The organism is Actinoplanes hulinensis, from assembly GCF_019429605.1.
Classification (GTDB): domain Bacteria; phylum Actinomycetota; class Actinomycetes; order Mycobacteriales; family Micromonosporaceae; genus Actinoplanes; species Actinoplanes campanulatus.
The window spans coordinates 1-23,966 of the sequence record NZ_JAHXZI010000003.1 but is presented as its reverse complement, the minus strand read 5'-3'; the positions used below and the strand labels follow the sequence as shown (position 1 = coordinate 23,966).

General features: G+C 68.7%; 28 protein-coding genes and 2 pseudogenes. 14 read left to right on the top strand and 16 right to left on the bottom strand.

The genetic code is table 11. The annotated features are described in order from the left end of the window. Window positions 1–55 precede the first annotated feature (55 nt). The 3 genes from KZ829_RS06505 to KZ829_RS06495 are packed head-to-tail and all read left to right on the top strand — an operon-like array spanning window position 56 to window position 2,492. On the top strand, window positions 56–403 hold the full coding sequence (locus KZ829_RS06505; RefSeq protein WP_220142934.1) for a WXG100 family type VII secretion target: 348 nt from the start codon (window positions 56–58) through the stop codon (window positions 401–403). Then, window positions 400–2,028 carry an alpha/beta hydrolase gene (locus KZ829_RS44415; protein ID WP_308285361.1) on the top strand — a complete coding sequence of 543 codons (1,629 nt, stop codon included), beginning with the start codon at window positions 400–402 and terminating at the stop codon, window positions 2,026–2,028. The genes KZ829_RS06505 and KZ829_RS44415 overlap by 4 nt, the downstream gene beginning before the upstream one ends. Beyond that, the gene (locus tag KZ829_RS06495) at window positions 2,025–2,492 is read left to right on the top strand and encodes a hypothetical protein (protein ID WP_220142933.1); all 468 of its coding nucleotides are present in this window, start codon (window positions 2,025–2,027) and stop codon (window positions 2,490–2,492) included. The genes KZ829_RS44415 and KZ829_RS06495 overlap by 4 nt, the downstream gene beginning before the upstream one ends. A gap of 284 nt (window positions 2,493–2,776) precedes the next feature. Here the strand turns inward: KZ829_RS06495 and KZ829_RS06490 are convergent, their stop codons facing one another. Continuing rightward, entirely contained in the window at window positions 2,777–3,184 is a 408-nt protein-coding gene (locus KZ829_RS06490; RefSeq protein WP_220142932.1) for a RidA family protein, read from the bottom strand. A 129-nt stretch (window positions 3,185–3,313) separates the two neighbouring features. On the opposite strand from KZ829_RS06490, the gene KZ829_RS06485 reads away from it, so the two are divergent. After that, window positions 3,314–3,694, top strand: a complete 381-nt coding sequence (locus tag KZ829_RS06485) for a winged helix-turn-helix transcriptional regulator (RefSeq protein WP_220142931.1) — start codon at window positions 3,314–3,316, stop codon at window positions 3,692–3,694. 57 nt (window positions 3,695–3,751) lie between these two features. Here the strand turns inward: KZ829_RS06485 and KZ829_RS43845 are convergent, their stop codons facing one another. The 3 genes from KZ829_RS43845 to KZ829_RS06475 form a co-directional block, all read right to left on the bottom strand. Next, on the bottom strand, window positions 3,752–3,880 hold the full coding sequence (locus KZ829_RS43845) for a hypothetical protein (RefSeq protein WP_281428048.1): 129 nt from the start codon (window positions 3,878–3,880) through the stop codon (window positions 3,752–3,754). A gap of 16 nt (window positions 3,881–3,896) precedes the next feature. Beyond that, window positions 3,897–4,085 carry a hypothetical protein gene (locus tag KZ829_RS44815; protein WP_246635210.1) on the bottom strand — a complete coding sequence of 63 codons (189 nt, stop codon included), beginning with the start codon at window positions 4,083–4,085 and terminating at the stop codon, window positions 3,897–3,899. Window positions 4,086–4,500: 415 nt separating this feature from the next. Next, complete coding sequence (locus KZ829_RS06475) at window positions 4,501–5,559, bottom strand: glycoside hydrolase family 26 protein (RefSeq protein ID WP_220142929.1); 1,059 nt, start codon at window positions 5,557–5,559, stop codon at window positions 4,501–4,503. Window positions 5,560–5,949: 390 nt separating this feature from the next. Here KZ829_RS06475 and bglS point away from each other — a divergent pair, with 390 nt between their 5' ends. Continuing rightward, a complete protein-coding gene (bglS, locus tag KZ829_RS06470) occupies window positions 5,950–6,753 on the top strand; it encodes a beta-glucanase (protein ID WP_220142928.1) in 804 nt (267 codons plus the stop codon). 191 nt (window positions 6,754–6,944) lie between these two features. Then, window positions 6,945–7,958 carry a LacI family DNA-binding transcriptional regulator gene (locus KZ829_RS06465; RefSeq protein ID WP_220142927.1) on the top strand — a complete coding sequence of 338 codons (1,014 nt, stop codon included), beginning with the start codon at window positions 6,945–6,947 and terminating at the stop codon, window positions 7,956–7,958. A gap of 72 nt (window positions 7,959–8,030) precedes the next feature. On the opposite strand, the gene KZ829_RS06460 is transcribed toward KZ829_RS06465, so the two are convergent. Together KZ829_RS06460 and KZ829_RS06455 are read right to left on the bottom strand one after the other, a co-directional pair. After that, window positions 8,031–10,154 (bottom strand): tetratricopeptide repeat-containing protein, encoded by a 2,124-nt coding sequence (locus KZ829_RS06460; RefSeq protein WP_220142926.1) that lies wholly within the window; start codon window positions 10,152–10,154, stop codon window positions 8,031–8,033. A gap of 57 nt (window positions 10,155–10,211) precedes the next feature. Beyond that, the gene (locus KZ829_RS06455; protein WP_220142925.1) at window positions 10,212–11,285 is read right to left on the bottom strand and encodes an alkene reductase; all 1,074 of its coding nucleotides are present in this window, start codon (window positions 11,283–11,285) and stop codon (window positions 10,212–10,214) included. 115 nt (window positions 11,286–11,400) lie between these two features. Here KZ829_RS06455 and KZ829_RS06450 point away from each other — a divergent pair, with 115 nt between their 5' ends. Next, window positions 11,401–11,796: a MerR family transcriptional regulator gene (locus KZ829_RS06450; protein WP_220142924.1), complete on the top strand. Its 396-nt coding sequence runs from the start codon at window positions 11,401–11,403 to the stop codon at window positions 11,794–11,796. Between the two features lie 449 nt (window positions 11,797–12,245). Here the strand turns inward: KZ829_RS06450 and KZ829_RS06445 are convergent, their stop codons facing one another. Continuing rightward, window positions 12,246–12,443: a hypothetical protein gene (locus tag KZ829_RS06445; protein WP_220142923.1), complete on the bottom strand. Its 198-nt coding sequence runs from the start codon at window positions 12,441–12,443 to the stop codon at window positions 12,246–12,248. Window positions 12,444–12,492: 49 nt separating this feature from the next. Further along, window positions 12,493–13,347, bottom strand: coding sequence for an SDR family NAD(P)-dependent oxidoreductase (locus KZ829_RS06440; RefSeq protein ID WP_246635209.1), 855 nt, complete (start codon window positions 13,345–13,347; stop codon window positions 12,493–12,495). On the opposite strand from KZ829_RS06440, the gene KZ829_RS06435 reads away from it, so the two are divergent. Beyond that, complete coding sequence (locus KZ829_RS06435; protein ID WP_220142922.1) at window positions 13,346–14,467, top strand: GlxA family transcriptional regulator; 1,122 nt, start codon at window positions 13,346–13,348, stop codon at window positions 14,465–14,467. The genes KZ829_RS06440 and KZ829_RS06435 overlap by 2 nt on opposite strands. Before the next feature lie 122 nt (window positions 14,468–14,589). Here KZ829_RS06435 and KZ829_RS06430 read toward each other — a convergent pair whose 3' ends face one another. Genes KZ829_RS06430 through KZ829_RS06420 form a run of 3 tightly spaced genes read right to left on the bottom strand, consistent with a single transcriptional unit; the run spans window position 14,590 to window position 16,741 of the window. Further along, the gene (locus tag KZ829_RS06430; RefSeq protein WP_246635208.1) at window positions 14,590–15,111 is read right to left on the bottom strand and encodes an aldo/keto reductase; all 522 of its coding nucleotides are present in this window, start codon (window positions 15,109–15,111) and stop codon (window positions 14,590–14,592) included. After that, window positions 15,108–16,382: a hypothetical protein gene (locus KZ829_RS06425; RefSeq protein ID WP_220142921.1), complete on the bottom strand. Its 1,275-nt coding sequence runs from the start codon at window positions 16,380–16,382 to the stop codon at window positions 15,108–15,110. Before KZ829_RS06425 ends, KZ829_RS06430 begins: the two co-directional genes overlap by 4 nt. A 29-nt stretch (window positions 16,383–16,411) precedes the next feature. After that, entirely contained in the window at window positions 16,412–16,741 is a 330-nt protein-coding gene (locus KZ829_RS06420; RefSeq protein WP_220142920.1) for a PadR family transcriptional regulator, read from the bottom strand. A gap of 326 nt (window positions 16,742–17,067) precedes the next feature. On the opposite strand from KZ829_RS06420, the gene KZ829_RS06415 reads away from it, so the two are divergent. Next, window positions 17,068–17,694 carry a ClpP family protease gene (locus KZ829_RS06415; RefSeq protein WP_220142919.1) on the top strand — a complete coding sequence of 209 codons (627 nt, stop codon included), beginning with the start codon at window positions 17,068–17,070 and terminating at the stop codon, window positions 17,692–17,694. Continuing rightward, entirely contained in the window at window positions 17,691–18,305 is a 615-nt protein-coding gene (locus KZ829_RS06410) for a ClpP family protease (RefSeq protein WP_220142918.1), read from the top strand. The genes KZ829_RS06415 and KZ829_RS06410 overlap by 4 nt, the downstream gene beginning before the upstream one ends. Here KZ829_RS06410 and KZ829_RS06405 read toward each other — a convergent pair whose 3' ends face one another. Next, the gene (locus KZ829_RS06405) at window positions 18,306–18,659 is read right to left on the bottom strand and encodes a helix-turn-helix domain-containing protein (protein WP_220142917.1); all 354 of its coding nucleotides are present in this window, start codon (window positions 18,657–18,659) and stop codon (window positions 18,306–18,308) included. It lies immediately after the preceding gene. Window positions 18,660–18,802: 143 nt separating this feature from the next. On the opposite strand from KZ829_RS06405, the gene KZ829_RS06400 reads away from it, so the two are divergent. Then, the gene (locus KZ829_RS06400; RefSeq protein WP_220142916.1) at window positions 18,803–18,943 is read left to right on the top strand and encodes a hypothetical protein; all 141 of its coding nucleotides are present in this window, start codon (window positions 18,803–18,805) and stop codon (window positions 18,941–18,943) included. A 357-nt stretch (window positions 18,944–19,300) separates the two neighbouring features. On the opposite strand, the pseudogene KZ829_RS06395 reads toward KZ829_RS06400, so the two are convergent. Both KZ829_RS06395 and KZ829_RS06390 read right to left on the bottom strand, forming a co-directional pair. Beyond that, a pseudogene (locus KZ829_RS06395) lies at window positions 19,301–19,762 on the bottom strand (NUDIX domain-containing protein); the annotation flags it as partial. Between the two features lie 172 nt (window positions 19,763–19,934). Next, window positions 19,935–20,216, bottom strand: a pseudogene (locus KZ829_RS06390) (NsdA family TPR-like regulatory protein); the annotation flags it as partial. 248 nt (window positions 20,217–20,464) lie between these two features. Between KZ829_RS06390 and KZ829_RS06385 the strand changes: the two are divergent. Then, the gene (locus KZ829_RS06385; protein WP_220142914.1) at window positions 20,465–20,959 is read left to right on the top strand and encodes an HIT family protein; all 495 of its coding nucleotides are present in this window, start codon (window positions 20,465–20,467) and stop codon (window positions 20,957–20,959) included. 90 nt (window positions 20,960–21,049) lie between these two features. Here the strand turns inward: KZ829_RS06385 and KZ829_RS06380 are convergent, their stop codons facing one another. Beyond that, window positions 21,050–21,445 carry a YaaC family protein gene (locus KZ829_RS06380; protein ID WP_220142913.1) on the bottom strand — a complete coding sequence of 132 codons (396 nt, stop codon included), beginning with the start codon at window positions 21,443–21,445 and terminating at the stop codon, window positions 21,050–21,052. A 106-nt stretch (window positions 21,446–21,551) separates the two neighbouring features. Between KZ829_RS06380 and KZ829_RS42725 the strand changes: the two genes are divergently transcribed. Next, the gene (locus tag KZ829_RS42725; protein ID WP_246635207.1) at window positions 21,552–21,707 is read left to right on the top strand and encodes an Imm8 family immunity protein; all 156 of its coding nucleotides are present in this window, start codon (window positions 21,552–21,554) and stop codon (window positions 21,705–21,707) included. 126 nt (window positions 21,708–21,833) lie between these two features. Here the strand turns inward: KZ829_RS42725 and KZ829_RS06370 are convergent, their stop codons facing one another. After that, complete coding sequence (locus tag KZ829_RS06370; RefSeq protein ID WP_220142911.1) at window positions 21,834–22,472, bottom strand: hypothetical protein; 639 nt, start codon at window positions 22,470–22,472, stop codon at window positions 21,834–21,836. A gap of 313 nt (window positions 22,473–22,785) precedes the next feature. Between KZ829_RS06370 and KZ829_RS06365 the strand changes: the two genes are divergently transcribed. Beyond that, a complete protein-coding gene (locus KZ829_RS06365) occupies window positions 22,786–23,949 on the top strand; it encodes an IS110 family RNA-guided transposase (RefSeq protein ID WP_220142910.1) in 1,164 nt (387 codons plus the stop codon). Window positions 23,950–23,966: the final 17 nt, after the last annotated feature.

Here is a 23,966-nt window from a genome sequence, read left to right as displayed (position 1 = left end):
TTGCTGGTGGACCGTAGTCTCTCAAGACGTTCGTCGAGTACGGGGGAGGTCGACGGTGCAGCCGAATGTGCACATAGACATTGAAGGGCTCCGCAGGACCGGGATCCGGATCGCGACGCCTCTGGTGACGGTCGAGGGTGCGATCAACCAGCAGGTCACCCATCTGACGGTGAGTGGGCCGGCCGCCGGCTGGGAATCGGCGCCGGCGCTGGCGGACGCGTCGAACGCCTGGCGCAACCACCTGAACGAACTGTCGCAGCGGGTGACGAGGTTCGGTGCGGATCTGGTCGCCAGCGCGGACGAGTTCGAGGCCGCGGACAGGGCGGCGGCCTCCTCGTTCAACATTCCCGCTCCCCCGCCGGCTCCCAGCTACAACGTTCCGATTCCGGTGTCCGGGAAGTGACGGTCACGCTGCAACTGTTGCGGGAGACCAATTCGGCCGCTTTCGGGGAGGCCGCGGAAGCGTGGGGGCTGCTCGCGAAAGCGCTCGACGACAAGCTCGACGAATTCGTCTCCGATGCGGCGGATCTGCCGTCGGTGTGGCCGTCGGGGACGCAGGCCGATGAGCGGGCGGCGGCACTGCGGGCGGAGATCGCGGGCACCTACCAGCCGTGTCACCGGATCAGCCAGGCGCTGCGAACGCACGCGGACACGATCTACCAGCTCAAGGGCATGCTGGAGGCGATCGTCGCCGAGTGCGCCGGCAACGGGCTCAACGTCGATCTGCTGTCGGCGACGGCGTGGGCGGCGCCGGGTAGTGTCACGGACACCGCGCAGGCGGCCCGGATTCCGGGGCTGATCCAGGGCTACAACGTGCAGTTGCAGGACCTCGCGGCGCGGGCGACCCGGCTCGACAAGGAGACGAAGGCGGTGCTCAAGGCCTGTCTTCCGGGCGCCGGCGCGCCGGGTGCGGGACCTGACTTCGGCACGTGTACGCCGTTGGACGCGACCGACGGCAAGACACCGGCCGAGGTTCGGCAGTGGTGGGATTCGCTGAGCCGCGCACAGCAGGATCAGCTGATCCGTGACTTCCCGGGGCGGATCGGCTGGATGGACGGTATCCCGGCCGAGGACCGGGACGAGGCGAACCGGACGGCGCTCGCGAACCAGAAGCGGAACGTCCTGGATCAGCTGGCATCGCACCAGGGTGATCCGGCGGAACTGCGGGAACAGCTCGAACGCATCAACAAGGTCGAGGACGCGCTGAGCAAACTCGGTGATCGCGGGTTCCTGCTGGGCGTGGACACCGAGGCCCACGCCGGGCACGGCAAGGTCATCATCGCCGCGGGCAATCCGGACACGGCCCGCCACACCGGGGTGTGGGTGCCGGGATTGAGCACCACCCTCTACGGGTCGATGGACGACAACATCGATCGCATCGTCCGGATGAACGACACCGCGGACAAGTTGACCCTGGGGCGCGGCGGTGACGTCTCGACCGTCTACTGGCTCGGCTACGACGCGCCCGACCTGGACAACGCCTCGGTGCTGATGAACTCGCGGTCGGAGGCAGGCCGTGACCCCTACCTGAATTTCGTGACCGGATTGCGGGCCACCCATGAGGGCGACGCCGGGCATCTGGTGGCAATGGGCCATTCGTACGGGTCGACAGTCGTCGGTGAGGCCGCGAAGACCGGTGGCCTGCCCGTCGACGACATCGTGGTCGCGGGCAGCCCGGGCATGCACGTGGACAACGCGAGCCAGTTGGGCGACGCCGGTCACGTGTGGGCGGGTGCCAGCTCGACCGACCCCGTCGCGGACGCGAAGTTCGCCGAGCCGTGGGACAAGGTGCTGGTGCCGGGCATGGCGCCGGGGATCTGGGCGGTCGAGACGGCGGCCGACAGCACACACGGGGATGCGCCGACCTCCGACGGCTTCGGCGGGAACAACTGGGTGGCCGACACGGGTGGGCACACCAGCTATTGGGAACCGGACAGTCAGAGCCTGAAGAACCAGGCTCGCGTGTTGGCAGGGGTGTACGACGAAGTGACTCTCAACAGCGGCACAGCACCGGGGAACCTCCGGTGACCGCCACTCGCGTCCTGTCGCTGGCGGCCGCCGCCGCAACATTGCTGATCGTCACCGCCTGCTCGGGGGAATCCGTGGAAACCAAGTCCGAAGCCGACACCACCGCGCTCGTGCAGGCGCAGGCCGACAAGATCGCGAAGCTGGTCGGTGGGCCGCTGGAGAACCCCTCGACGGGGCCGATGCCGTGCACCGGCAAGCGGGGTGAAAGCGGCAGCGACATCTACAGCATCCAGGGCTCCTACAACATCTCGACGCCGGCCGGGGAGACACCGCGGGACGGGATCGCCCGGGTGCGGGCCGACTGGCAGGCCCAGGGGTACACGATCACCGACGACCGTGACCTGGAGCCGAATCGGGGCATCATCGAGGCGAAGACGCCCGACGGGTTCAGCCTGAGTGTGGAGAGCCCGGCGGCGGAGGGATTCGCGGTATTCGTGTTCTCACCGTGCTTCACGCGCCCGTAACCATCGCGGGAAAACGCCCGCGGTCACCAAGATCACCGTGCCGCAGATCCTGCTCACCCCGTTCACGGTGAGCATGGCGCTGGGCTACCTGCTCTTCAGCCGGGTCGAACTGCCCGCTCACTTGAGCGTGCTCATCCTGATCTGGTCGTTGCTCGGCCGGGGCATCCGCAGTTACTCGCACCTGCGCCGCCACCCGCGGGAGATCCTGCTTCTGCCGTTCACCGCGGCGACCCTCACCCGCGAGACCCTCGGAGCAGAGGCCCGACCGTCGATCCGGCATCTGTTCAGTCGAGGATCGCGGTGGCTTCGATCTCGACCAGATGGTCGGGGACGTCCAGGGCCGCAACACCCAGCAGCGTGGCTGGCGGGACCGGGGTGATGCCCAGCTTCGCGGACGCCCGGGAGATGCCCTCCAGCAGTGGGGTCATCTTGTCGGGGGTCCAGTCGACGACGTAGACGGTCAGTTTCGCCACGTCGTCGAAGCAGCCGCCGGCCTCGGACAGAGCGGTGCCGATGTTGAGGTAGCACTGCTCGACCTGCGCGGCGAGGTCGCCTTCGCCGACCGTGATCCCCTCGGCATCCCAGGCGACCTGGCCGGCGATGAAGACCAGCTTCGACCCCGTCGCGATCGACACCTGCCGGTAAGCATCGATCTTGGGCAATCCACTCGGGTTCACCAGGTTGATGGCCATGTCGCCCGCCTCCTTGTCCTGAGTGCCGGTGGGCTCGTGTCCCCCGACAGTCTCTTGTGGTTACTCAGGAACCGTAGGAGAGTGGCTCCCGGCATGGAAGAACGCACTTTCCGGTGACTGGGGAACCCGATGGTGACCAAACAGATGAAGGGCCCATCCGAGGATGCGGACCTCAGGCGCGCGGACTCCTTGGCGCGAGAGATCTTCTCCGACGTCGCCAACAAGTGGGCGCTGCTGATCATCGAGACTCTCGGTGAACGCACCCTGCGTTTCACCGAGCTGCGGAACGAGATCGAGGGCATCAGCCACAAGATGCTCACCCAGAACCTGCGCATGCTGGAGCGCAACGGCCTGGTCGAGAGAAACGTGCACCCAACGATCCCGCCGCGTGTCGAATACACCCTCAACGAGCCGGGCCGGGGCCTGCGCGCAACCGTCGACGGAATGTGCGACTGGACGCACCGCTACCTCGGGCACATCGAGGCCGCCCGCCACCGCTTCGACACCTGACGACTGATCACGACGGTACCGACGCCGCGATGAGCCCGGCACGCGACCCGCCCGTGGTCAGCTGTCGGCGAATCTCAGCCCGCCGCCGTGGCCCGTGGCGATCGCGATCGCCTCGATGAGCCGCCGGGCGGCCGGCGGGTCGTTGCGGCCGAAATACGTTACGCCGTGCCGTCGCCGGCGGGCCATGGCGCCACCGGCTGCTCTACTCGATCGGTGTGGGCTCGGAACAATGAGCGAACTCCAGCTCCGGTGCGGCGACCGGATCGGTGCAGGTACGACGGGTGACCACCTGCGTGCCGAATCCGTCCTTCCTCGAATCCGTGGTGATCTCCACGCGGCCATCGGCTCCGGCGGCATAGGTGACCGGGATCGGGTCGCCTTCGACGGTCAACCTGGTCACCTTCAACTGGGCGGGACGTCCGGCCCGCACTGCCTCGATCAGGCAGCGGGCCGCGGATTCCGGCAAGCCGTCGCCCTGCGGCGGGTTGAACGTCCCGCAATCGGTCAGCCCGACGGTGGCGCTTGGAGCGGTCGTGGGGGCGGTCGGCCGCGGTGAGGGATCCGGTCCGCCGCACGCCGCCAGCGTCGCACACGCCAATACCGTTCCGAGTATCCGCTTCATCGCGTCCGTTCCTTCCCCGTTGGTCCTCGACGCGGCTTCGACGGAGCAACGGGTTCCCGAGTTCCGGCTGGGCCGAGATTCGTTGGACGGCAACGACGGACCGGCCCACTGTGGTGATCTCAGCGGGAGAAGCGCCCGTGGCCGGCCGTTCGAGCAGCCAGAGCCGGTAAACCTTCGCGGTCAGCTAGAAACTCGCTGTGGGAACGCGGGAACAGGCGTAGTCCCCGGCGACGCGCGCCAGCTCGTGGCCGCGCCCCTTCATGTACCTTCGTCGCGTCCAGGACGTGAATGTGGCGAGTGCGGCCGGCGACGAGGTCGGCGACCAGGGCTCCTCCTTGGTGACGTCGAAGTAGGTGAGCAGTTTGAGATCGGGGTACGCGCCCGAGCTCAGCTTCGCGTCCATGTCCTCGATCCATCGGGCCTTGTCGCCGCCGTCCTCGGTGGAGGCGAACTCGCCGATCATCACCGGCCGGTTCGGTGCGACGGCGCGGGCCTTGGCGTACGCGGTGGCGAAGGTCGCCTCGAAGGTCGTCCAGTGGTCGCCGGCCGGGTCCCACGACGGACCGAAGCCCCAGTTGTATCCGTCGATGCCGACCCAGTCCACATACCTGTCGCCGGGGTACGCGCCGGCCGGGTCGTTGAAGGGTGCGTCCGGCGAGGACCCGTTGTTGTACGCCCACACCCATTGCACGTTCCGTGCCCCGGCCCCCGTGACGAGGTCATGGACATACCGGTACGCCCGCACGTACAGCGACGGGTCGGCGTTGTTGTTCGCGATGCCCCACGGGTACCAGTTGCCGTTGAACTCGTGCCCCCAGCGAACCAGGATCGGCAGCCGCACGGCGGCGAACTCTTCGGCGCGCGCCCTGATGTAGCTGTCCCAGGTGCCGTCGATGACGTCGGTCAGGTGGATCTGCCCGGGGTCGTTGGGGCCGAGCGCGGTATTCCACGGTTCCCAGGTGTAGTGCGGCATGACGCCGCGCCGCCAGAGCGTCCTGGCTTCGTCCGACGGGAAGGCTCGTCCGCTCGCCCAGCTGTCGAACCACATCACGCTGGCCGGGGTGGCGCCGTAGAGGTTCTTGACGCTCGCCGCGATCGCTGTGGGGTCCTCTTGCCGGAACATGCCCAGGTAACGGTTGGGGCCCCGGTCCTTGCGGGCCGCCGCTGCGGCCGGCCCGGCGGCGCCGGTCGTCGCCAGTGCCACCGCGGCCGCCGCCGTGCCGAGGAGTGCCCGCCTTCGCATGTTGCCTCCCAGGGGTGTGAGGGCGCTCCTCACTGACTGGAAGCGCTTCCTGTCAGAAGATAATGACTCACGCTCGTCGATGTAAAGGACGGGTTTCCGGAGCCGTGCACGCAAGGCCGGGCGGCGAGGTAGGCGGACAGTGGGGGCTGAGTTACCGCAGCTAGATCGGCGACGATCCGGTCCCGTGCTTGACAAACGTTAACCTCAAGGTTACAAAATCGTCATAGACATCGCTGGATCGATGACCTGGAAGCGCTTCCAGTATTCTCCCCGATCCAGGCGATGGGACCCACACGGCTGTGACTCGGGCGCCCTCAACCCGAGCCGCCGGCACCCCGCGATCCGGTATCGCCCCATCCCCGTTCGTCGTGCACGACGCGACATCCCGGCATGACGAAACCCGTAGAACTGGAGACGTCAGTGACCATCACTCGATCACGCGCCCCGAAAGCGCTGGCCGCCGCGATCCTCTGCACCGTCGCCGCCCTCACGGCGCCCGGTGCCGAGCCGGCCGCGGCCGCCATCGGCCCCAGCTTCGTCGACAACTTCAACGGATTCGACACCGCCCGCTGGTACAAGGCCGACGGGTACAGCAACGGCGGCGTCTTCAACGCCGGCTGGCGCGCCGACCACGTCTGGTTCAACGGCGGCGTGATGGGCCTCAACCTGGACACCCAGTCCTGCCCGGGCGGCTGCTCCGGCAAGCCGTACGCCGCCGGCGAATACCGCACCACCGACCTCTACTCGTACGGCCGGTTCGAGGTGCGCATGAAGGCCGTCAAGAACCCCGGCACCGTGACCTCGTTCTTCACCTACACCGGGCCCAGCGACGGCCAGCCCTGGGACGAAATCGACGTGGAGATTCTTGGCAAGAACACCACCCAGATGCAGGTCAACTACTTCACCAACGGCGTCGGCGGCCACGAGACCGTCATCAACCTGGGCTTCGACGCCGCGAGCGGCTACCACAACTACGCCTTCGAGTGGTGGAACGGCGGCACCATCAACTGGTTCGTCGACGGAGTGCTCGTCCACCAGGAGAACGGCTCCCGTGGACCGCTTCCCACGCACCCCCAGCGCATCATGATGAACCTCTGGCCCGGCATCGGAGTCGACAGCTGGCTGGGGCCCTTCACCTACCCCGGCACCAAGCTGACCGCCACCTATGACTGGGCCAAGTACACGAAGTACTGATCGTCGCGGAGTTGGCGCCGTCCGGTCCAGCGGCCAGGCCACGTCGGCTCACCCGTACCTCTGGTTTGCAGTGTCTTGCCGGGCTCATTGCCCGGTGTGCCGACCGCCGCGACGATGAGGCCGGGCCGGACCTCGAATCGGCTGAAAAGACCCGCTAGCCTGGTGATGATTTCGAGCGGAGGGGGCCGTGTATGTCGTCGCCGGTCCCGTCGCGTCCGCCGACGCTCGACGAAGTCGCCGAACGGGCCCGGGTGTCGCGCACGGTGGCGTCCCGAGTGATCAACAACGGGCCGAATGTGAGCCGCGCGAAACGCGACGCGGTGGAGCAGGCGATCCGGGACCTCGGGTTCACGCCGAATCGGGCCGCGCGCGCCCTGGCGACTCGCCAGACCGGTGTGGTGGTGCTCGCGGTTTCCGGCGACGGGCCGGGAGTGTTCGCGGATCCGTTCTTCGGCCAGATCATGATGGGCGCGTCCACCGCGCTGGAGAAGACCGACCTGCACCTGGTGCTCAGCCTGGCCACGACCGGTCACGGCCAGCGGCGGCTGGAGAGCTTCCTGCAGACCCGGGGAGCCGACGGGGTGATGCTGGTGGCGCTGCGCGGTGACGATCCGCTGATCGACATCGCCGCGCGATCAGGACTGCCCACCGTCTTCATCGGGCTGCCGATGCACGGAACGCCACCGTTCTACGTCGAGGCCGACAACGCGGGCGGGGCACGGGCGGCCACCGAGTACCTGCTACGCGCCGGGCGCCGCCGCATCGCCATGATCACCGGACCGGACGACACCGCGGTCGGCCGGGAGCGCCGGCGCGGCTATGCCGAGGCGCTGATGCTGGCGGGACTCCGGCCGTACGCCACCGCGCCCGGGGATTTCATGGAGGCCGGCGGCGCCGCGGCGATGCGCACGCTGCTGAACGAGCACCCGGACCTCGACGCCGTGCTCGCGGCGAACGACAACATGGCGGCGGGCGCGCTGTGGGTGTTGCGCGACGCCGGCCGCACGGTTCCCGACGACGTCGCCGTGATCGGTTTCGACGATCTGCCGATCGCGTCGCACACCGATCCGACACTGACCACGATCCATCAGCCGGTGCAGGCTCTGGGCCGCGAGGCCGCCCGCATGCTGATCGAACTGCTCGACGGCGCGCAGCCGGAACCGTTCATCCTGCCCACGAAGGTGATCGTGCGAGAGTCGGCCTGAGGGCCGGCCGTGGGCCCGGCGCGCCGCCTTCACAGGACGGGTGGACGGCCGGCGCGATGGGTTTCGGGCGTATCAGTGGCCCTGAGGGACCTGAACGGGTGGCCGGTCCAATTCCCTGCGGATCTCATCGAGCCGGGACGCGACCCGCGGGACGGTCCGGCTCAGAGCGTCCAGATCGGTACGCAACTCCAGCAGCTGCGTCCATCGGACGGTACGTCCCTGCTCCAGCAGCGCCACGCTGCGCGCCGGATCCGCTACCAGGACAGCGCAGGCAGCGGCGTCACGGCCCACCGACGGCCAGGCGGCGAGCGCCCGGTCCTGCCCGGCCCGGCTGACGCCACGCCAGCCGAGGAGCGGGAGCAGGTGCACTGCGCTGGCGAACCGTGTGAGCACCTGCGGCCACGAGCGCCAGTCCGACGAGGCGCACAGTTCGGCGGCTTCGTACGCGGCAAGGATCCGGGTGCGTGCGTTGCCCGTCGGCGAGCCGGCGGCCTCGTCCCAGGCCTCGCACGCGCGGTCGGCATCCGCCCGGGCCGCACGGTGCCGGAACCGCCGCTGCCGAGCGGAGGCCAGACTGTCCAGAGCCCCCGCCCGAGACGGGTGATCCCGCGCGGTGATCCGGACGGCCTCCTCGCCGACCTGGACCGATTCGTCGATGTCAGGTCCATGGAGCGTGTCGTCGAAGCGCGCCAGCAGTCCTTCACAGAGGTTGACCAGGACTGCCGGCCGGGCGGCATGTCCGGGCCGGATGGTCGCGTAGGCCTCGCGCCCGTACCGGATGGCGGTGTCCAGATCCGGCCGGTGGCGGGTCACGGTGAACTGTGAACGCGCCACGATCGACAGGTTGCCGACGTAGCCGGGGCGCTGCGGATGATTCCGCGGGCTGCTGTCGACTGCCTCGGTCGCCCGGCGGACCGACTCGCCGAGATCCCCGGGGACGCCCGAGTCGCGGAACCTGACGAGGTACGCACAGCTCAGGAGATCGAGCATGGCGAGGCGATCGTGATGACCCTCCGGCCCCTTCGCGAGCGCGTCGTCGCCGCAGCCGATCGCGTCGTCCAGATCGGCCGGTTCGCCCAGTTGGAGGAAGCGTTGCAGCAGGGCGATGGCCAGGTGACACAGCCATCTCGGCCGGTCCGAATGGTCCGGCGGTGCCGTCCGGTCCGCACCCCGCAGGAGCTTGATCGCTTCGTTCAACGACGCGGCGTCGGCCCGGAGTTCGAAGTGGGTGCGCAGGACGATGCCGAGATTGGCGATCACCTCCACCCTTCTCGACGGGTCGGGTGACAGTGCCGCGGCCCGGCGGCCGGCGTCGACCGCTTCCGTGATGTCGGCCTCTGCTCCGTACAGCGCGTTCAGCCGCAGGATGGTGCTGAGGTTGCTGAGCCCAGTCACCTGGTTCTCGGCGGTCTGCCCTCTCGCATGTGCTGCCTCGCGCGCGGTCTCGATGGCCCGGCTCAGATCGGCACGGTCGCCGCGGGTTTCGAACCGCATCCGACGGCCGTTTGTCGAACCGGTGAGGGCCGCCACGCGGATCATCTCGTCGGCGCCGGTCGCCGCCACGATGCCGTCCATCAGGTCGATCGCATCGTCCAGGCCGCGACTGTCCGGGCCGGTCTGCTCGTGCTGGATGATCAGTGCCTTGGCGACGAGATAACGTGCGAGGTGTGTGGCCGGGTCTCGTACGCCGTCGACGGCAGCCCGGAACACGCGCACCGCGCCGGTCAGGTCGTCCGGCAGTCCGTGCAGCTCGATCCGTTGAGTCTGGACCCGGTTGAGTTGCGCCACGAGCGCGCCACGTTGCGGCTCCGGAACGGCGTTCGTCGCCAATGCGCCCAGCCCCGCACCGATCGCCTCATCGAGATCCGAGACGTCCTGCGACAACCGGTAACGCAGAACCAGCCCACTGCTGACATTGGTCAGGAAGATGCCCCGATGCGGGTGAGAACTCCCGGCACGGACCGTGACGAAGCGAAGTCCATCGACGGCCGTGGCCACAGCGGCGCGGTCGTTCCGCGCCATCGCCTGGCGCAGAAGCCGCAGGCAGTTCGCGACCCCATCGTCGTACACATCCGGCATCGGTCCTCCCGCACCCCGATCCTGACGCCCGGCGCCCCCTGGTTCAACGTTTCTAATGGTGTCGGCGTGGCGTCTGCCGCACCGGGGGTGCGCCCCGGCGACAGGCGGAGGGCACACGACACGGCGTACGCCACCGCCACCAGCCTGACCGGCGGCGCTGGAAGGTGAGGGCGGTCAGGCCTCGTGCCGGTATGCGGGATAGGTGAGGTAGCCCTGGTCGCCGCCCGCGTACCAGGTCGCCTGGTCGTCGTCGGCGAGCGGGAGATTCTGCCGCAGCCGTTCCACGAGGTCGGGGTTGGCGATGAAGGCGCGACCGAAGCTGATCAGGTCGGCACCCCGCTCCAGCCACCGCTGCGCGGCCGCTCCGTCCGCCTTCTTCGGGCCCATCGGGAACGCCGGGTTGACGATGAGACTGCCGGGCCAGGCGCGGCGCAGCCCGACCAGCACCTCCTCGGCGGTGGTGAGTTCCAGGTGGACGTATGCCAGTCCGAGCGGTGCCAGTTCGGCGAGCAGCGCGGCGTACATCTCGGGCACGTCGGTCTCCGTGGCGCCCCAGATGCCGGCTCCCGGTGAGAGCCGGATCCCGGTACGGTGGCCGCCCACCGCCTCGACCGTCGCGGTCACCGCTTCGACGGCGAACCGGATCCGGTTCGTGATCGATCCGCCGTAGCGGTCGGTACGCACGTTGGCCGTGCTGGAGAGGAACTGCGAGATCAGGTAGCCGTTCGCGCCGTGCAGTTCCACACCGTCGAAGCCGGCGTCGACCGCGTACCGGGCCGCGCCGGCGTAGGAGCGTGCGTGTTCGGGCACCTCGGCGGTGTCCAGCGCCCGGGGCACCGGCGCGGGTTTGCGGCCGGTCGGGGTGAAGAGTTCACCGGCTGCCGGGACGGCCGACGGGCCGACCGGCTGCATGCCGATCGTCTCCGGATGCGACACCCGGCCGCCGTGCATGAGCTGGGCGAAGACACGCCCGCCGTTGACGTGCACCGCGTCGGTGACCTGCTGCCACGACTTGGCCTGCTCATCGGTGTGCAGGCCCGGGGTGCCGGGGTTCGACTGCCCCACGATGCTGGGCTGCACGCCCTCGGTCACGATGAGTCCCGCGGTGGCCCGCTGGGCGTAGTAGGTCGCCATCGACGGCGTCGCCAGACCGCCCGCGGCGGCCCGGACCCGGGTCAGCGGGGCCATCACCACGCGGTTCGGCAGAACCATTTCGCCGAGTTGGTACCGGTCGAACAGGGTCGTCATCACGCACTGCCTTCCAGGAGCATGGCGCCCGCCGACCGGACGCGCCGCTACGCTAAGACCTGACATTGACGTCAGATGCAAGGTTTGCGAAGCAGATCACAGCGAGGAGGCCGGCATGCGGATCGGTGATCTCGCGGCGCGGGCCGGGGTGAGCGTGCGTTCCCTGCGCTACTACGAGGAGCAAGGGCTGCTCGTCAGCACCCGCAGCCCGGGCGGCCAACGCCAGTACACCGACAAGGAGGTCGGCCGGGTGCGGTTCATCCAGCGGCTGTACGCCGCAGGGCTCGCCAGCCGCACGATCGCCGAACTGCTGCCGTGCGTCGACTCGCCGACCGCCCAGAACGCCGACGCCGCCTGGACGCAGTTGCACCAGGAACGGGACCGCATCACGCAACACATCGAAGAACTCGCCCAGGCCCGCGACGCGCTCGATGAGCTGATCGCCATCAACCGGGAGCACCGGTCCCGGCTCGCTGCCCGATCAGCCGAGGCATTCGGTCCGCGGCAGTAGAGGACGTCGACCGCCGGCGTGATCCGGGTGCGTGGGCCGTGCGCGGTGACTCTCGCGCGCCGGGGCGGGAACGGCTGAAGTACCGACGCTGTGACCGAACCGGCCCTGCGCCTGCTGGTTTCCCTCCTGCAGGCCCGTCCTGCCCGCCGTTCCGACCTACCCTCCCTCGGTCTCGACGACGGCCCGCTCGACGAGTTGATCCGGGCCCGGCACGCCGCGCAGACCCCGCCGCGCGCCCCGATCAACCTCTACCCGTCGCTCGACGTCCTGCGCGACGTGATCATCCCGAGCCTCGCCGACGTCGTCGGCCCGTACCCCGAGGGCATGCGGCACGCCCGCGCCGTGCTGCCCGCCGCGGCCGTGGTGACCGACGACGACCGGGCCGTGATCGACGTGCTGATCCGGGCGGGCCTGCGCGTCCGGCTGGCCCGCCGGGTGGAGAGCTGGCTCTACTCCGACCCCGAGGTGCTGTGCGCGCTGCCGGTGGCCTGGGGCGAGGACCCGCCGCCCAGCATCATGATCGTCCACGATCCGGCGATCCGGGCGCTCACCGCCGCGTACTGCGAGACGGTCTGGCAGGCCGCCGCGCGGTACCGGGCGCCGAAGCCGGAGTTCCACGACGTGCTGCGACTGCTCGCACTCGGCATGTCCGCAAGACGGCTATGTGGACATCAGAGAGGCCTCGACCTCAGGAGGTCAGGAGAGCCCAGTCTCGACGTGGCCGAGACCGCCGTCGACAGGCAGCTCGACGCCGGTTGTGAAGGTCGCCGCGAAGCCGAGGAACAGCACCGCCTGGGCGATTTCCTGCACCGTGCCGTGCCGACGCATCGGCGTGATCTGGTCGCCGACCTTCATCAGCGCCGCACGCTCCTCAGCCCCCGCACCCGCGAACCCCATCGTCGGCGTGTCGATGAACCCCGGCGCGACCGTGTTCACCCGGACCCCGCGCGGCAGAAGTTCCGCGGCCAGCACCTTCGCGAACGCCCGCACGGCCGCCTTGGTCCCGGAGTACACGCTCATCGTCGGCGAACCAAGACCGTTGGTCACCGCCGTGGTGAACACGATCGACCCGCCGTCGCGGATCATCGGCGCCAGCCGCTGCACGGTGAAGAACACACCCCGGGCGTTGACGTCGAACATTCGGTCGTAGGTGGCCGCGGTCACCTGCTCGAACGGCTGAACCTCGGCGACACCCACGTTGACGTGCAGAAAGTCGAAGGACCCGAAGCGGGCGGCGACCGTCTCCCCCAACGCGTCGATGTCCCGCGTGCTGGTCACATCGGACCGCACGGCATGTACACCCGGCTGCACCGCAACCTCGGTCCGGCCGGTCAGCAACACCTGCGCCCCGCCGGCCAGCAGAGCGTCCACCACGGCGCGGCCCATGCCGTGGGTCCCGCCGATGACCACAGCCTTCTTCCCCGTGTACGTACCCATCATGCTCCTTTGTCGATGTCGGCAACGCCGGAACCGATGCTGCCAATCGGCGCCCCCGCTCACGAGTGGCAGCACCGACGTCATCCGCAAAATTCGTGCCACCATGGCCGACATGACAGCCCCCTCCGTCGCGGTCGTGGTCGTCGACCACACCGACATGCACCCCTGGGACATGTACGAGGTCGCCATCGCCTCCGCAGTGTTCGGCGTCGCCCAGCCCGACCTCGCCGACCCCTGGTACGACCTGCGCCTGTGCCCCGGCAGCGACCAGACGTCGGAGCCGCGCAACGGGGTGAGCCTCACCTCGTCGCACCGGCTCAGCGAGATCCTCGAGGCGGACCTGGCCATCGTCACCGCGGTTCCCGAAGCCTGCGTGACGGGTGCCCAGGACTTCGACGACAAGCTGTTGGACACGTTGCGGCGCGCCGCGGCTGCCGGGGTTCGGCTCATGTCGCTGTGCACCGGCGCGTTCGCCCTCGCCGAGGCCGGCCTGCTCAACGGACGGCGCGCGACCGCCCACTGGGCGCACACCGCGATCCTCGCCGACCGGTTCCCGCAAGTGACCGTCGACGACGCGGTGCTGTACGTCGACGACGGTCCGGTGCTCACCAGCGCCGGCATGACCGCCGGGCTTGACCTGTGCCTGCACGTGGTGCGCACCGACTTCGGCGCGCACGTCGCCAATCAGCTGGCCCGCCGGCTCGTCGTACCGGCGCACCGCCCCGGCGGGCAGGCGCAGTTCATCGACCGCGCGGTGCCGGCCCGTGACCACGATGGCATCGGCGGCGTCCTGCAGTGGGCAACCGCCCATCTCGACCGGCCGCACACCGTCGAAGGGTTGGCCCGCCGAGCCAGACTCAGCCCGCGTACCTTCTTCCGGCGGGTGCAGGCCGCGACCGGCACGACGCCGCTGCAGTGGCTACTGCATCAGCGCCTCGCCCACGCGCAGGTTCTGCTGGAGACTACGGGCTTGCCGATCGATGCCATCAGTGAGCGGTGCGGGCTGGGCTCAGCGGCCAACCTGCGCCGCCACTTCAGCATCCACGTCGGCGTGCCACCACAGCAGTACCGCCGGGCGTTCGCCCCACTACTCAGCAACCCCGAACACGCCACCGGTCAGCACTCCACGATGGCCCGCACCAGCCCGGCGACCGCTCCTCCGAGCGACCACAGAAAGCGAGGCTCTGCCCCGTTCACCGTCGTTTCGGCGGCGGAACGGGGGACGGTTGAATAGACGGGCGGTCGAGGGCTCTCCGGTGGTGCTCATCGTTTACTCCAGACGGATGAGATGGTTGGCTTGACGGCGCGTGCCGCCGCCCGCGAGCACGGACGGCGGCTACACGAGGTGTGGCGAATTCAGCGTTCGATCAGGTTCATCTGGTCGTCGGTGTGGTGGCCGCCCTCCGCCGGAGGTAGTGCGGTCAGCGCGGCGACCTGCTCGGACGTGAGCTTGACGGCGTCGGCGGCGGTGTTTTCCTCGGCGCGGCTGACCCGTTTGGTGCCGGGGATCGGGACGATGTCGTTGCCTTGAGCGAGGACCCAGGCCAGGGCCACTTGGGCCGGGGTCGCGCCCGTCTGGTCGGCGATGCGCAGGTTGCGCTGGAAGTTCTCGCCGGTGAAGCGCGGGTGGTTCTTGCGGAAGTCGCTGTCGTCGAGCTTGTCCAGGTCGGCGGGTGTGCGCAGGGTCCAGATCGAGTATTCCGACTGCAGGGCGGTAACCGGGTGTACGGCGTTGGCGCGCCGGTCCGCTTCGTACGAAAGGAACGCTTTTCCGAACTTCGGCGTGCGTCTGTGGTGAGCCCGCCTCAGCGCGGTCAGCTGCTCGAGAGTGGTTCGTGTCCAACTGTCGTCTCGCCCGTGACGGGGAGAAGACTTCATCGTGCTTTGTGGTCAGCGGCGGGTGCCGCCGGCGGTGAGCCGGCCGAGGTTCCGGTGCGCAGCCGTCCGAACGCCGTGCCCACGGCCGCGCCACCGGTCGCGCCGATGATCCAGAAGACGGCCATGGCGACGAGGAACTCCGGGCGCAGCACGTCACCGACCGCAGACTGCCAGTCCGGCGGCACGGCGTCGCCCGTGCTGAGATAACCGGCCCGCCGGTTCGCCCAGATCACCGCCTCGGGGATGCCGATGCCGATCACGGCAACCATGGCGGCCGCTCCGGCCAGCGCCGAAGCGCGCAGCGCCGCGCCGAAGGAGCGGGTGCGGTACGCCGTGAAAAGCGCGACAGCGAACAGCAGGATCGTCGGGACGGACATCGAGAAGCCGAGGATGCCGCCTTGCTCGTGCGCCAGCGACCAGCGCGATGCGGCGAACGATCCGGCCGCCACGACCACCCCTACCCCGGCGGCCAGCACCCAGGCGCCCTGCGGCGGGCCGGAGCGCAGCGCGGCCCACACACCCCCGAGGGCGAACCTGCGGCGCTCGGCCCGCGGGTCGATCGACGCGAGTTCGGCCCGCAGCGCGGCACCCCACGTGGCCCGGTCTTCCGGCAGGTCGGTCGTCGCCAGGTTCAGCAGGTGATGCCAGACGTCGCGTACCGGCGCTGGGGTCTGTGTGGCGACACGGCAGGCGCCGAGCGCGGCCCCGAGGACGGGCCAGGGTAGAGCCCAGAGCAGCGCGACGAGGAATGCATCGGCCGGGATCAGCAGGTCGCCTGCGCCGAGGTTGTCCACCACGGGGAACCCGCTCGGATCAGCCAGGTAAGCCGCGCGCAGCGGGAGGTGCGCGGCCGCGGTGCCGGCCGCGACACCCAGCAGCGTGAGCAGCCCGGCGACGGTGCCCGCCCCGACTCCGCGAGCCTTGCCCACGGCGGCTGCTGTCAGCATGACGAGCCCTCCGGTCAGGACCGAGAGAAGCAGGCCGAGCACGACGGCCAGCAGCGCCACGTCGAAGCCCCACCGCGATCCGTTGGCCACCACGGCGAGGTGACACTGCTCCAGACCTGCGGTCAGCAGGCCGGCCACGACAACGACGGCGAGCAGCCCTCGCCACACGGGGCGCCGGACGCCGGCACGCAGCGCGGCGCCGATGCGGGCGGCGAGCCCGCGCAATCCATCCGCGCGCACGGCGCCACCCAGTTCGACAACGAGCACCATGAGCGCAAGCAGCGGCAGCGGCATCACCACCACAAGGAAGAGGGTTTCGAGCATCGGGGCCTCCGAACGCCGAGGTCGTGCTGTCAGGTGGTCCTGGGCGCGAGCCGGGTCGCGCCTGAGGCGGGTGCGCTCCGCTCGGTGCGAGCCGTCGCGGCGGCGGTTCGGGCGAATTCAGCGCCGGCGGTGCTGAGCCGATAGAGATGACGGGCCGGCCGGCCGCGCGGCGGGTCGGTCTCCCAGGATGTCTCCACCAGCCCGCGCTCGGTGAGGCGAATGAGGATCGGGTAGACGGTGCCGGCTTTCAGGCCGAGGTTGCGGCACAGGTCGTAGCCGTGGCTCCAGTCCTCGCCGGACGCGGCGAGCGCGGTGAGCACGGCCGTGGTCTGCGGTGAGGGACGTCGGTCGCGAACCATGGCTCAAATATCTACCTAGGTAGAGTTTTGTGCAACACCCCTTCCGCGTACGCCTGCCGAAGGCCCGCACCACCCCGTCCGCGTGACCGTGCCGCCCATCGTGCCGGCGCGGCATGGCACCAAGTGCGGCCCGTGGCCGAACGACACTCCCACGCCCACGGTCCAGATATTCCGGCGCGGCACATGCCCGGGTGCCCGACCAACTCGGCAGATGATCGAAACGCGCAGTTCTACCTCATCTGCTGACCGCAGATCGGCTTGGCCGGCGGGCGTCATCGCATTGAAGGTGGAGTCGGCACGCAGAGCCGAGCCGGAGGAGAAGAGCCATGCATCCAGTCACTGCCGCGACGCCAGGCGGAACCGGGTCCGTCGACGACCAACTGTCCGTCCAGCTGCTGCACCAGCGCATCATCGTGCTCGGGGCCGAGGTCGACGACCCGATCGCCAACCGGATCTGCGGGCAACTGCTGCTGTTGTCCGCGGAGAACCCGCTGAGCACCATCAACCTGTACATCAACTCACCGGGCGGTTCGGTCACCGCCGGACTGGCGATCTACGACACCATGCGGCTGATCCCCAACGACGTCAGTACGCTGGCCCTCGGGCTCGCCGGGAGCATGGGGCAGTTCCTGCTCACCGCAGGCACCCCCGGCAAACGGTACGCACTGCCCCACGCCCAGATCCTGATGCACCAGGGCTCGGCCGGGTTCGGCGGCACCGCGGCGGACGTGGAGATCTACGCCAATCAGCTGGAGCGGCTCGGTCAGACGCTGCTGCGCCTGACCGCCGAGCACACCGGGCAGCCGTTCGACACGGTCGAGCGCGACAGCCGGCGTGATCGCTGGTTCACCGCCGAGGAGGCGCTCGAGTACGGCCTCATCGACCGGGTTCTCGACAGCGTCGACGACGTACGCCCCGAGACCACCCGCCAGCCGATGGGACTGAACGCATGAGCCATTACACGATCCCGACCGTCGTGGAGAAGACGCCAAGCGGGGAACGCGCTTTCGACATCTACTCCCGGCTGCTGTCGGACCGGATCATCTTCCTCGGCACCGAGATCGACGACGGGGTCGCCAATGTGGTGATCGCCCAGCTGATCCATCTGGAATCGACCGGGGAACAGGAGATCGGGCTTTACATCAACTCCCCGGGCGGCTCCTTCAGCGCGCTGACGGCGATCTACGACACCATGCATTTCGTACGATGCGACATCGCCACCACCTGCGTCGGCCAGGCCGCGTCGGCGTCCGCGGCGCTGCTCGCTGCCGGCACACCGGGCAAACGGTCGGTGCTGCGGCACGCGAAGGTGACCCTGCACCAGCCGTCCGGCCACGCCCGGGGCACGCTGCCGGACCTCGCCGTGGAGGCCAAGGAGGTGGCCAAGGTCCGGGCCGAGATGGATCAGATCCTGGCCGAGCACACCGGTCATTCGATCGCCAAAATCCGGGAGGACACCGACCGCCGGATGACCCTGGCGGCCCCCGACGCCGTCGCCTACGGCATCGCCGATCGGGTCATCACCCGGCGCGAACCGCGCGGCTACCGGCTCACCGCCGCCTGATCAGGCGGCCAGCAGGACGACATCGCCGGACCGGGAGCCGCGCGGCGCAGGCGCCGCGCGGCGCAGCCGGGCCGTCTCCAGCCGGAGAACCGGGGCGCGATGCGCCGTAAGGTCACGCCCCACCTCGGCCAACAGGTCGGCCAGCCCGATGCCCAGCGAGTCGCAGACAGCGGCCACGATCTCCGAGCTCGCCTCCTTGCGGCCGCGCTCCACCTCGGACAGATACTGCACCGAGACGCACGCGTCCCGGGCGACCTCGGCAAGGGTCCGCTCCTGCTCCAGCCGGCGGCGCCGCAGCACCTCACCGAGCAGGGTGCGCAACAGAGGCCGCGGTCGGTACGTCACGTCTGCCATGCGCCGACGGTAGTGAGCCGTCGCCCTCGCCGACACCCGATCGAGCCCGGTTCTGCCAGCAGCGTAGGAGCCGCACGCAGAAGTCCGGCCACAGCCTCCGGATCATCCGCCCGAAGGCTCCGGCAATGCGGAAAGGATCTCGTGTGACGACGAGCAGGCGACGACGATGGGTCACACTGGCCACGGTGTCGGCGCTCTCCACCACGGCGTGCGACGACAACTCGCCCCCGGACGCGATCGTCGGTTCACCCGTCGCCCGGGTCACCCGGGAGCTGCGCCGATAGGTGAGTGAAGGTGCCGTTCGTGCCGGGGAAGACCATGTCGATGCGAGACGGCCGTCCAGCAGATCAACCACTTCTACTTCTACGGCGACACCGTCACCCTGCCGGAATGACCATCACGCCGGCCACTTCCGGTGAATCTCAGCGTTGAAGACCTGGCCAGACCGGCCTGCTGGGGTCTGTCAGGAACGGCTCTGGCGCGCAATGATCTCCGCGACCTGGTTAAGTGCCGGCCGTCCGAAGCTCGCGCAGGTCAGCGGCTGGCCGTGGAGGTGGCCAGCCGCGCCGAATGCCTGCTTGTGCCAGCGCCGCAACCTGTGTCTCGTCCGCCATGGTCCGCACGCTCTCCCTGTAGACGAGCTAATGGATCCCGACCGCGTTCGTTTCCGCATCACGGTGATGCCGAAACGAACGCGGTTCACCTCGCAAGGTCAACACTGATGCGGGTTGAGCTGTGCAAAGGAGTTCGAAGACAAGGCATTTACTCTCGCGCGGCGAGGTACACCGCCCTGCCCGTACGGCGTGCTGCAGGAGCCGCCTCGACACGGGACGCGTCGGCAGGCAGGCGGGCGGCGGCCTCGGCCGGTTCGAGGAATGCGTACGCGGACAACTCGTCGGCGGGCAGCCGCAACACTGTGGAAGGGGGATCTCGTCGGCGTCGAAGGCCATGCTGATGAGCGCTCGTGGCCGGGGCCCGGCGGGCGGCGCCCAATCGACCACGAGTAAGGCACCCACCTTCAGGTGCAGGCCGAGTTCCTCGTACAGTTCGCGGGCGCAGCCATCCTGCGGGTCCTCGTCGGATTCGAGGTAGCCGCCGGGGAATGCCCAGTGGTCGCGGTAGCTCGGTTACACCAGCAGCACCCGGCCGGTGCCGGCTTCGGTGATCAGCGCCGCGGTGGTCGCGTAGAAGCTGGGGAGCTGCGCATACCAGTGGTCCGGTTCGATCCAGGTACTCACCGGATTGACGGTAGTCCACCGCTGGAGCGACTGCCGTTCATGCCACGACGAGCAGGCCGTGGTGGTGGTCGAAGAATTCGGCGGCGACCGGTACCCGCCGGTGCGGGCTCAGCCGATCGGTCAATTCGGTGAGGTGCCGCCGCACGCGCCGGGATTCTACGGTGCGTAGATGCGTGACGGCCTGGTCGCCGTAACGGCAGGCCTCGTCGGGATCGCCCTTCGCGGCGTGGATCGTGGCCAGCAGTGCGGTGTGCAAGGCACGGGTGCGAGGGCTGTCGTGTGGTAGGTGCAGGGACTGAGCGAGCTTCTGGGTCAACGTCGCCGGCTGGCCAGGGCCATGAGGTTGTCCTCATCACGCAGGACACCCCGCACCCGGTGCAGCCCACCGACGTGAAGGTCGTGACACTGCCCCGCACCGAAGACGCCGCTGACCGCGGCATGTGAGTTGAACCGACGTGCACTCACAACCGGCACGAACGATCGCAGCTCGACCAGCCGCGAGTCTCTCGCCGGCAAATCCTCGGATGCGGGGTGCGGTGTTGACGGTGGGACCTACCCTTCGCGACCGTGAGCTATCAGAGAAGAGTCGGTACGTTCGATTTCGCGGCGTACTCCTGGCGTGTCCATCAGGGTCCCTGTTTCGTCTGCGCCTACCTGGCCGGGCATCCCGGCTATCGGCACCACCTTGTCTACGAGGATGATGACTCGATAGCCTTCCTGACCCGGTTTCCTACTCTGCTCGGCTATTGCGTGGTCGCTCCGAAGCGACATGTCGAGAACTGGCACGAGGACCTCTCCGAGGAGGAGTTCCTCGGCTTTCAGCGCACCGTACGAACGGTCGCCCGCGCCATCGCGGCCACCGTGCCCACGGAGCGCATGTACTCGATGAGCCTCGGCAGTAAACAGGGCAACGCGCATCTGCACTGGCATCTGGCCCCACTACCGCCCGGAGTGCCGTACGAACAGCAGCAGTTCCACGCCGTCATGGCCGAGAACGGTGTTCTGCCTATCGACTCGACCGCCCAGGCCGACCTTGCCGATCGGATCCGAGGCAACCTATAGACAGAGGGCTGCCGTCAGGTCGGCCACGCGAATTGTGGTCTATCGATCCGCCGACGGCGTCATGTTCAGTGCGTGAAGCGGATCTCCGAGCTAACCGGGGTCGTCGATGTGAGTGAGCATGCTCAGCAGCATCCTCGGGATCCGCACGATGGCGTCGTCGAGCAAATGCTCTACTGCTGTCGCGTGAGGCGAAACGTTGACGTCGATCATCTTGGCCCAGTTCGCAGGTTCGTAGCGAGCCAGCGACGACAGAGCCAGCAGGGTCGACCACCACGCCAGAATCGGATGCAGCGGCCCTGGCATGGACCCGACGGCTGGGGTGATGAACACCTCCGCGGAAACCTGGCCGCAGTAGCGGGCGCCGAGCCGGGAGCCGGGCTTAATTACGGGCGGGCGTTCGCCGTCGACCAGCTCGAAGTGGACATCGAGGCTAGTAGCGAAGCCGTTGATGTTCCAGGCCACCTTCTGGCCGACCGCCCAGGACAACCCGCGCAGGGCCGGATAAGTCAGCGTCCATGGTCCACCGCAATAGCTCGCATGACCACTCGCGCCTATCGCTGGGGAAGCCGCCGAGCCCTGACAGTCCTGAACCTTGCCACGCCAAGCGAGCCCGAGCCCGCCTCCCGACCGCGCGCTCCGAGCCTGGCTTACAGCAAGGGTGCAGGAGGTAGAGGCCGACACCTGGTCGGAGATCGGCGGGCGCCTGGGCAAGGTGGGCTACTGGGAGTTCGAGGACTACCGCTCCTGACACCCGCTCATCGGCACTACAGGACGCCAGGCCGTCACTGCCGGCCACTGGTCGTGACGGCGGTCGCCCAAGCGCGGACAGCGGCTAGAAGAGGACGTCGATGACCAGCCCTTTCGAGAAAGAAATTCAGTGCTGATTCACTGGCCACGCCGCTGCTGGATCGCAGTGATTCGGGCAAGCGAGTAGGTAGGTCATGTTTCCCAGGAGCAGGCCGTACTCGTCCTCGCTGAACGCGCCATCCTGCTCCGGCACCTCGGGCCGTTTCGGGAAGCCAAGGTTCTCTGGAATCTGGGCCAAAAACTCCAAGCCCGCGCCGCAGGCACAGGTATAGACCTCCGCATCCTGAATCCACGCCGGCTTCCCTCCGACCCGGAACGCCCACTTGTCGTCCGGGCCGGCGTCGCGCAGCAGCAACCGGCGTGGCTGCAAAAACGCGTCCGCTGACTCAACAACGACGCCGCCGCGGTGCCGCAGGATCCGCCAGTGCGCCATCTCGTAGTCGCTCGTCGGCTTCTCCCAGTACAGCTCCGGAAGCTGCGCCGGGCCGAAACAGGCCTCGTTGTGAACCGGACACTGAAACACCAGCAGATGCTCGCCTCCGAAGTCGGCGATGTCGTCCGGGACGTCAAGCTGGAAAAAGAGCACCATCCGCTTGCCACAGGAACAATCCGGCCAGGATTGCTTCGATTCCAGGATCGGCCAGCCACCCACGGTGTTCCGATCCCCCGCGACTGCCGGCTCCGAGGTGATCTCGATCGCATGCATCGGGCGACGATATCGCCCGGCCAGGGCCTCGAGGTACTGCAACGGCTTCTCTGCGCTACTTTTGCCTGGGCGAACGCGCTCTTCTCGGCTACTTATCTACTGGTGGTACGACCGCTGCCCGGCCAGGCATGGTCGAGGTGACCGGCGGTGACGCTCTCACATCGGCTGCCCACCGTAAGTAATTGGTGTGGCTCTCATTTGGCATGCGCCCTGCCGGTCACCGCGGCGCGGAGAGGCTCCAGAGGGGTATGCCCAGCTCAAAGTAGCGCTGCCCTCCCGCCGACACCAGGTCGGAGCAGGGAGGACGAGACAGATGCCCAACGTCGTCATCGGAGTGGACCCGCACAAGCGATCAGCAACGATCGAGGTCATCGACCAGCGCGAACGCGTGCTCGCAGGCGACCGATTCAGCACTGATCACGACGGCTACAAGGCGATGCTCGCCGCTGGCCGCAAGCACAGCGATCGGATCTGGGCCGTCGAGGGCTGCAACGGCATCGGCCGGCACGTCGCCCAGCGGTTGCTCGCCGACGGCGAGACCGTCGTGGACGTGCCGACGAAGCTGTCCGCGCGAGCACGGGTATTCGCTACCGGCCAGGGCCGCAAGACCGACCCGGTCGACGCTCACAGCGTCGCCGTAGCTGCTCTACGCACGCCCGGTCTGCGGCAGGTCCAGGCCGATGACACCACGGTCGCGTTGCGGCTGCTGGTCGACCGCCGCGACCAGCTCGGCCGCGGCCGCACCGAGATCGTGTCCCGGCTGCACCACCTGCTGCTCGAACTCATCCCCGGCGGAGCGAAGAAGTTCCTGTCGGCCCAGCAGGCCCGCGCTCTGCTGAACACGGTCCGGCCGAGGGACGTGGTCGGCAAGACCCGCCGCTGGCTAGCGTCCGAGCTGATCCACGAGCTGACAGTCATCGACAAGAAGATCAAGATTGCCAACACCGAACTTACCGACCTGATCGATTCCACTGGCAGCACGCTGCAGGAACTGACCGGGATCGGCCCGTCCGGCGCCGCCCGGCTGATCGGCGACATCGGCGACATCACCCGCTTCGCCAGCCGCGCCCACTTCGCCTCCTGGAACGGCACCGCACCGCTGGACGCCTCCTCCGGCGACCAGAACCGCCACCGGCTGTCACGAGCCGGGAACCGGCGCATCAACCGCGTCCTGCACATCATGGCCGTCGTCCAGCTGCGCCGTGACACCGAAGGCCGCCGCTATTACCGGCGCAAACTCGCTGCCGGGAAGACCTCGATGGAGGCGATGCGAGCACTGAAACGCCGCCTGTCCGACATCGTCTACAAGCGGATGGTCGCCGACGCCAGACGGCTGGAGACGGGCCCGGGCGGACACGTGGGGGCGACTCTGCAATCCAGCGCGGCCGACCTCAACCCCATGATCGACACTTCGGAGAAGTCACTACCCGGACCCGCCGAAACCCACCTTAGAGCAGACCTCTCCGCCGCCTCTTGACACAGAGGGGTGCCATG

Excerpts from the sequence above, each read along its gene's own strand:
- KZ829_RS06490 (WP_220142932.1), bottom strand. The coding sequence starts at position 3,184 with ATGGCCATCAACCTGGTGAACCCGAGTGGATTGCCCAAGATCGATGCT.
- KZ829_RS06485 (WP_220142931.1), top strand. The coding sequence starts at position 3,314 with ATGGTGACCAAACAGATGAAGGGCCCATCCGAGGATGCGGACCTCAGG.
- KZ829_RS43845 (WP_281428048.1), bottom strand. The coding sequence starts at position 3,880 with ATGGCCCGCCGGCGACGGCACGGCGTAACGTATTTCGGCCGCAACGAC.
- KZ829_RS06475 (WP_220142929.1), bottom strand. The coding sequence starts at position 5,559 with ATGCGAAGGCGGGCACTCCTCGGCACGGCGGCGGCCGCGGTGGCACTG.
- bglS (WP_220142928.1), top strand. The coding sequence starts at position 5,950 with ATGACGAAACCCGTAGAACTGGAGACGTCAGTGACCATCACTCGATCA.
- KZ829_RS06465 (WP_220142927.1), top strand. The coding sequence starts at position 6,945 with ATGTCGTCGCCGGTCCCGTCGCGTCCGCCGACGCTCGACGAAGTCGCC.
- KZ829_RS06455 (WP_220142925.1), bottom strand. The coding sequence starts at position 11,285 with ATGACGACCCTGTTCGACCGGTACCAACTCGGCGAAATGGTTCTGCCG.
- KZ829_RS06450 (WP_220142924.1), top strand. The coding sequence starts at position 11,401 with ATGCGGATCGGTGATCTCGCGGCGCGGGCCGGGGTGAGCGTGCGTTCC.
- KZ829_RS06445 (WP_220142923.1), bottom strand. The coding sequence starts at position 12,443 with ATGCCGAGTGCGAGCAGTCGCAGCACGTCGTGGAACTCCGGCTTCGGC.
- KZ829_RS06435 (WP_220142922.1), top strand. The coding sequence starts at position 13,346 with ATGACAGCCCCCTCCGTCGCGGTCGTGGTCGTCGACCACACCGACATG.
- KZ829_RS06440 (WP_246635209.1), bottom strand. The coding sequence starts at position 13,347 with ATGTCGGCCATGGTGGCACGAATTTTGCGGATGACGTCGGTGCTGCCA.
- KZ829_RS06430 (WP_246635208.1), bottom strand. The coding sequence starts at position 15,111 with ATGAAGTCTTCTCCCCGTCACGGGCGAGACGACAGTTGGACACGAACC.
- KZ829_RS06425 (WP_220142921.1), bottom strand. The coding sequence starts at position 16,382 with ATGCTCGAAACCCTCTTCCTTGTGGTGGTGATGCCGCTGCCGCTGCTT.
- KZ829_RS06420 (WP_220142920.1), bottom strand. The coding sequence starts at position 16,741 with ATGGTTCGCGACCGACGTCCCTCACCGCAGACCACGGCCGTGCTCACC.
- KZ829_RS06415 (WP_220142919.1), top strand. The coding sequence starts at position 17,068 with ATGCATCCAGTCACTGCCGCGACGCCAGGCGGAACCGGGTCCGTCGAC.
- KZ829_RS06410 (WP_220142918.1), top strand. The coding sequence starts at position 17,691 with ATGAGCCATTACACGATCCCGACCGTCGTGGAGAAGACGCCAAGCGGG.
- KZ829_RS06405 (WP_220142917.1), bottom strand. The coding sequence starts at position 18,659 with ATGGCAGACGTGACGTACCGACCGCGGCCTCTGTTGCGCACCCTGCTC.
- KZ829_RS06370 (WP_220142911.1), bottom strand. The coding sequence starts at position 22,472 with ATGCATGCGATCGAGATCACCTCGGAGCCGGCAGTCGCGGGGGATCGG.
- KZ829_RS06365 (WP_220142910.1), top strand. The coding sequence starts at position 22,786 with ATGCCCAACGTCGTCATCGGAGTGGACCCGCACAAGCGATCAGCAACG.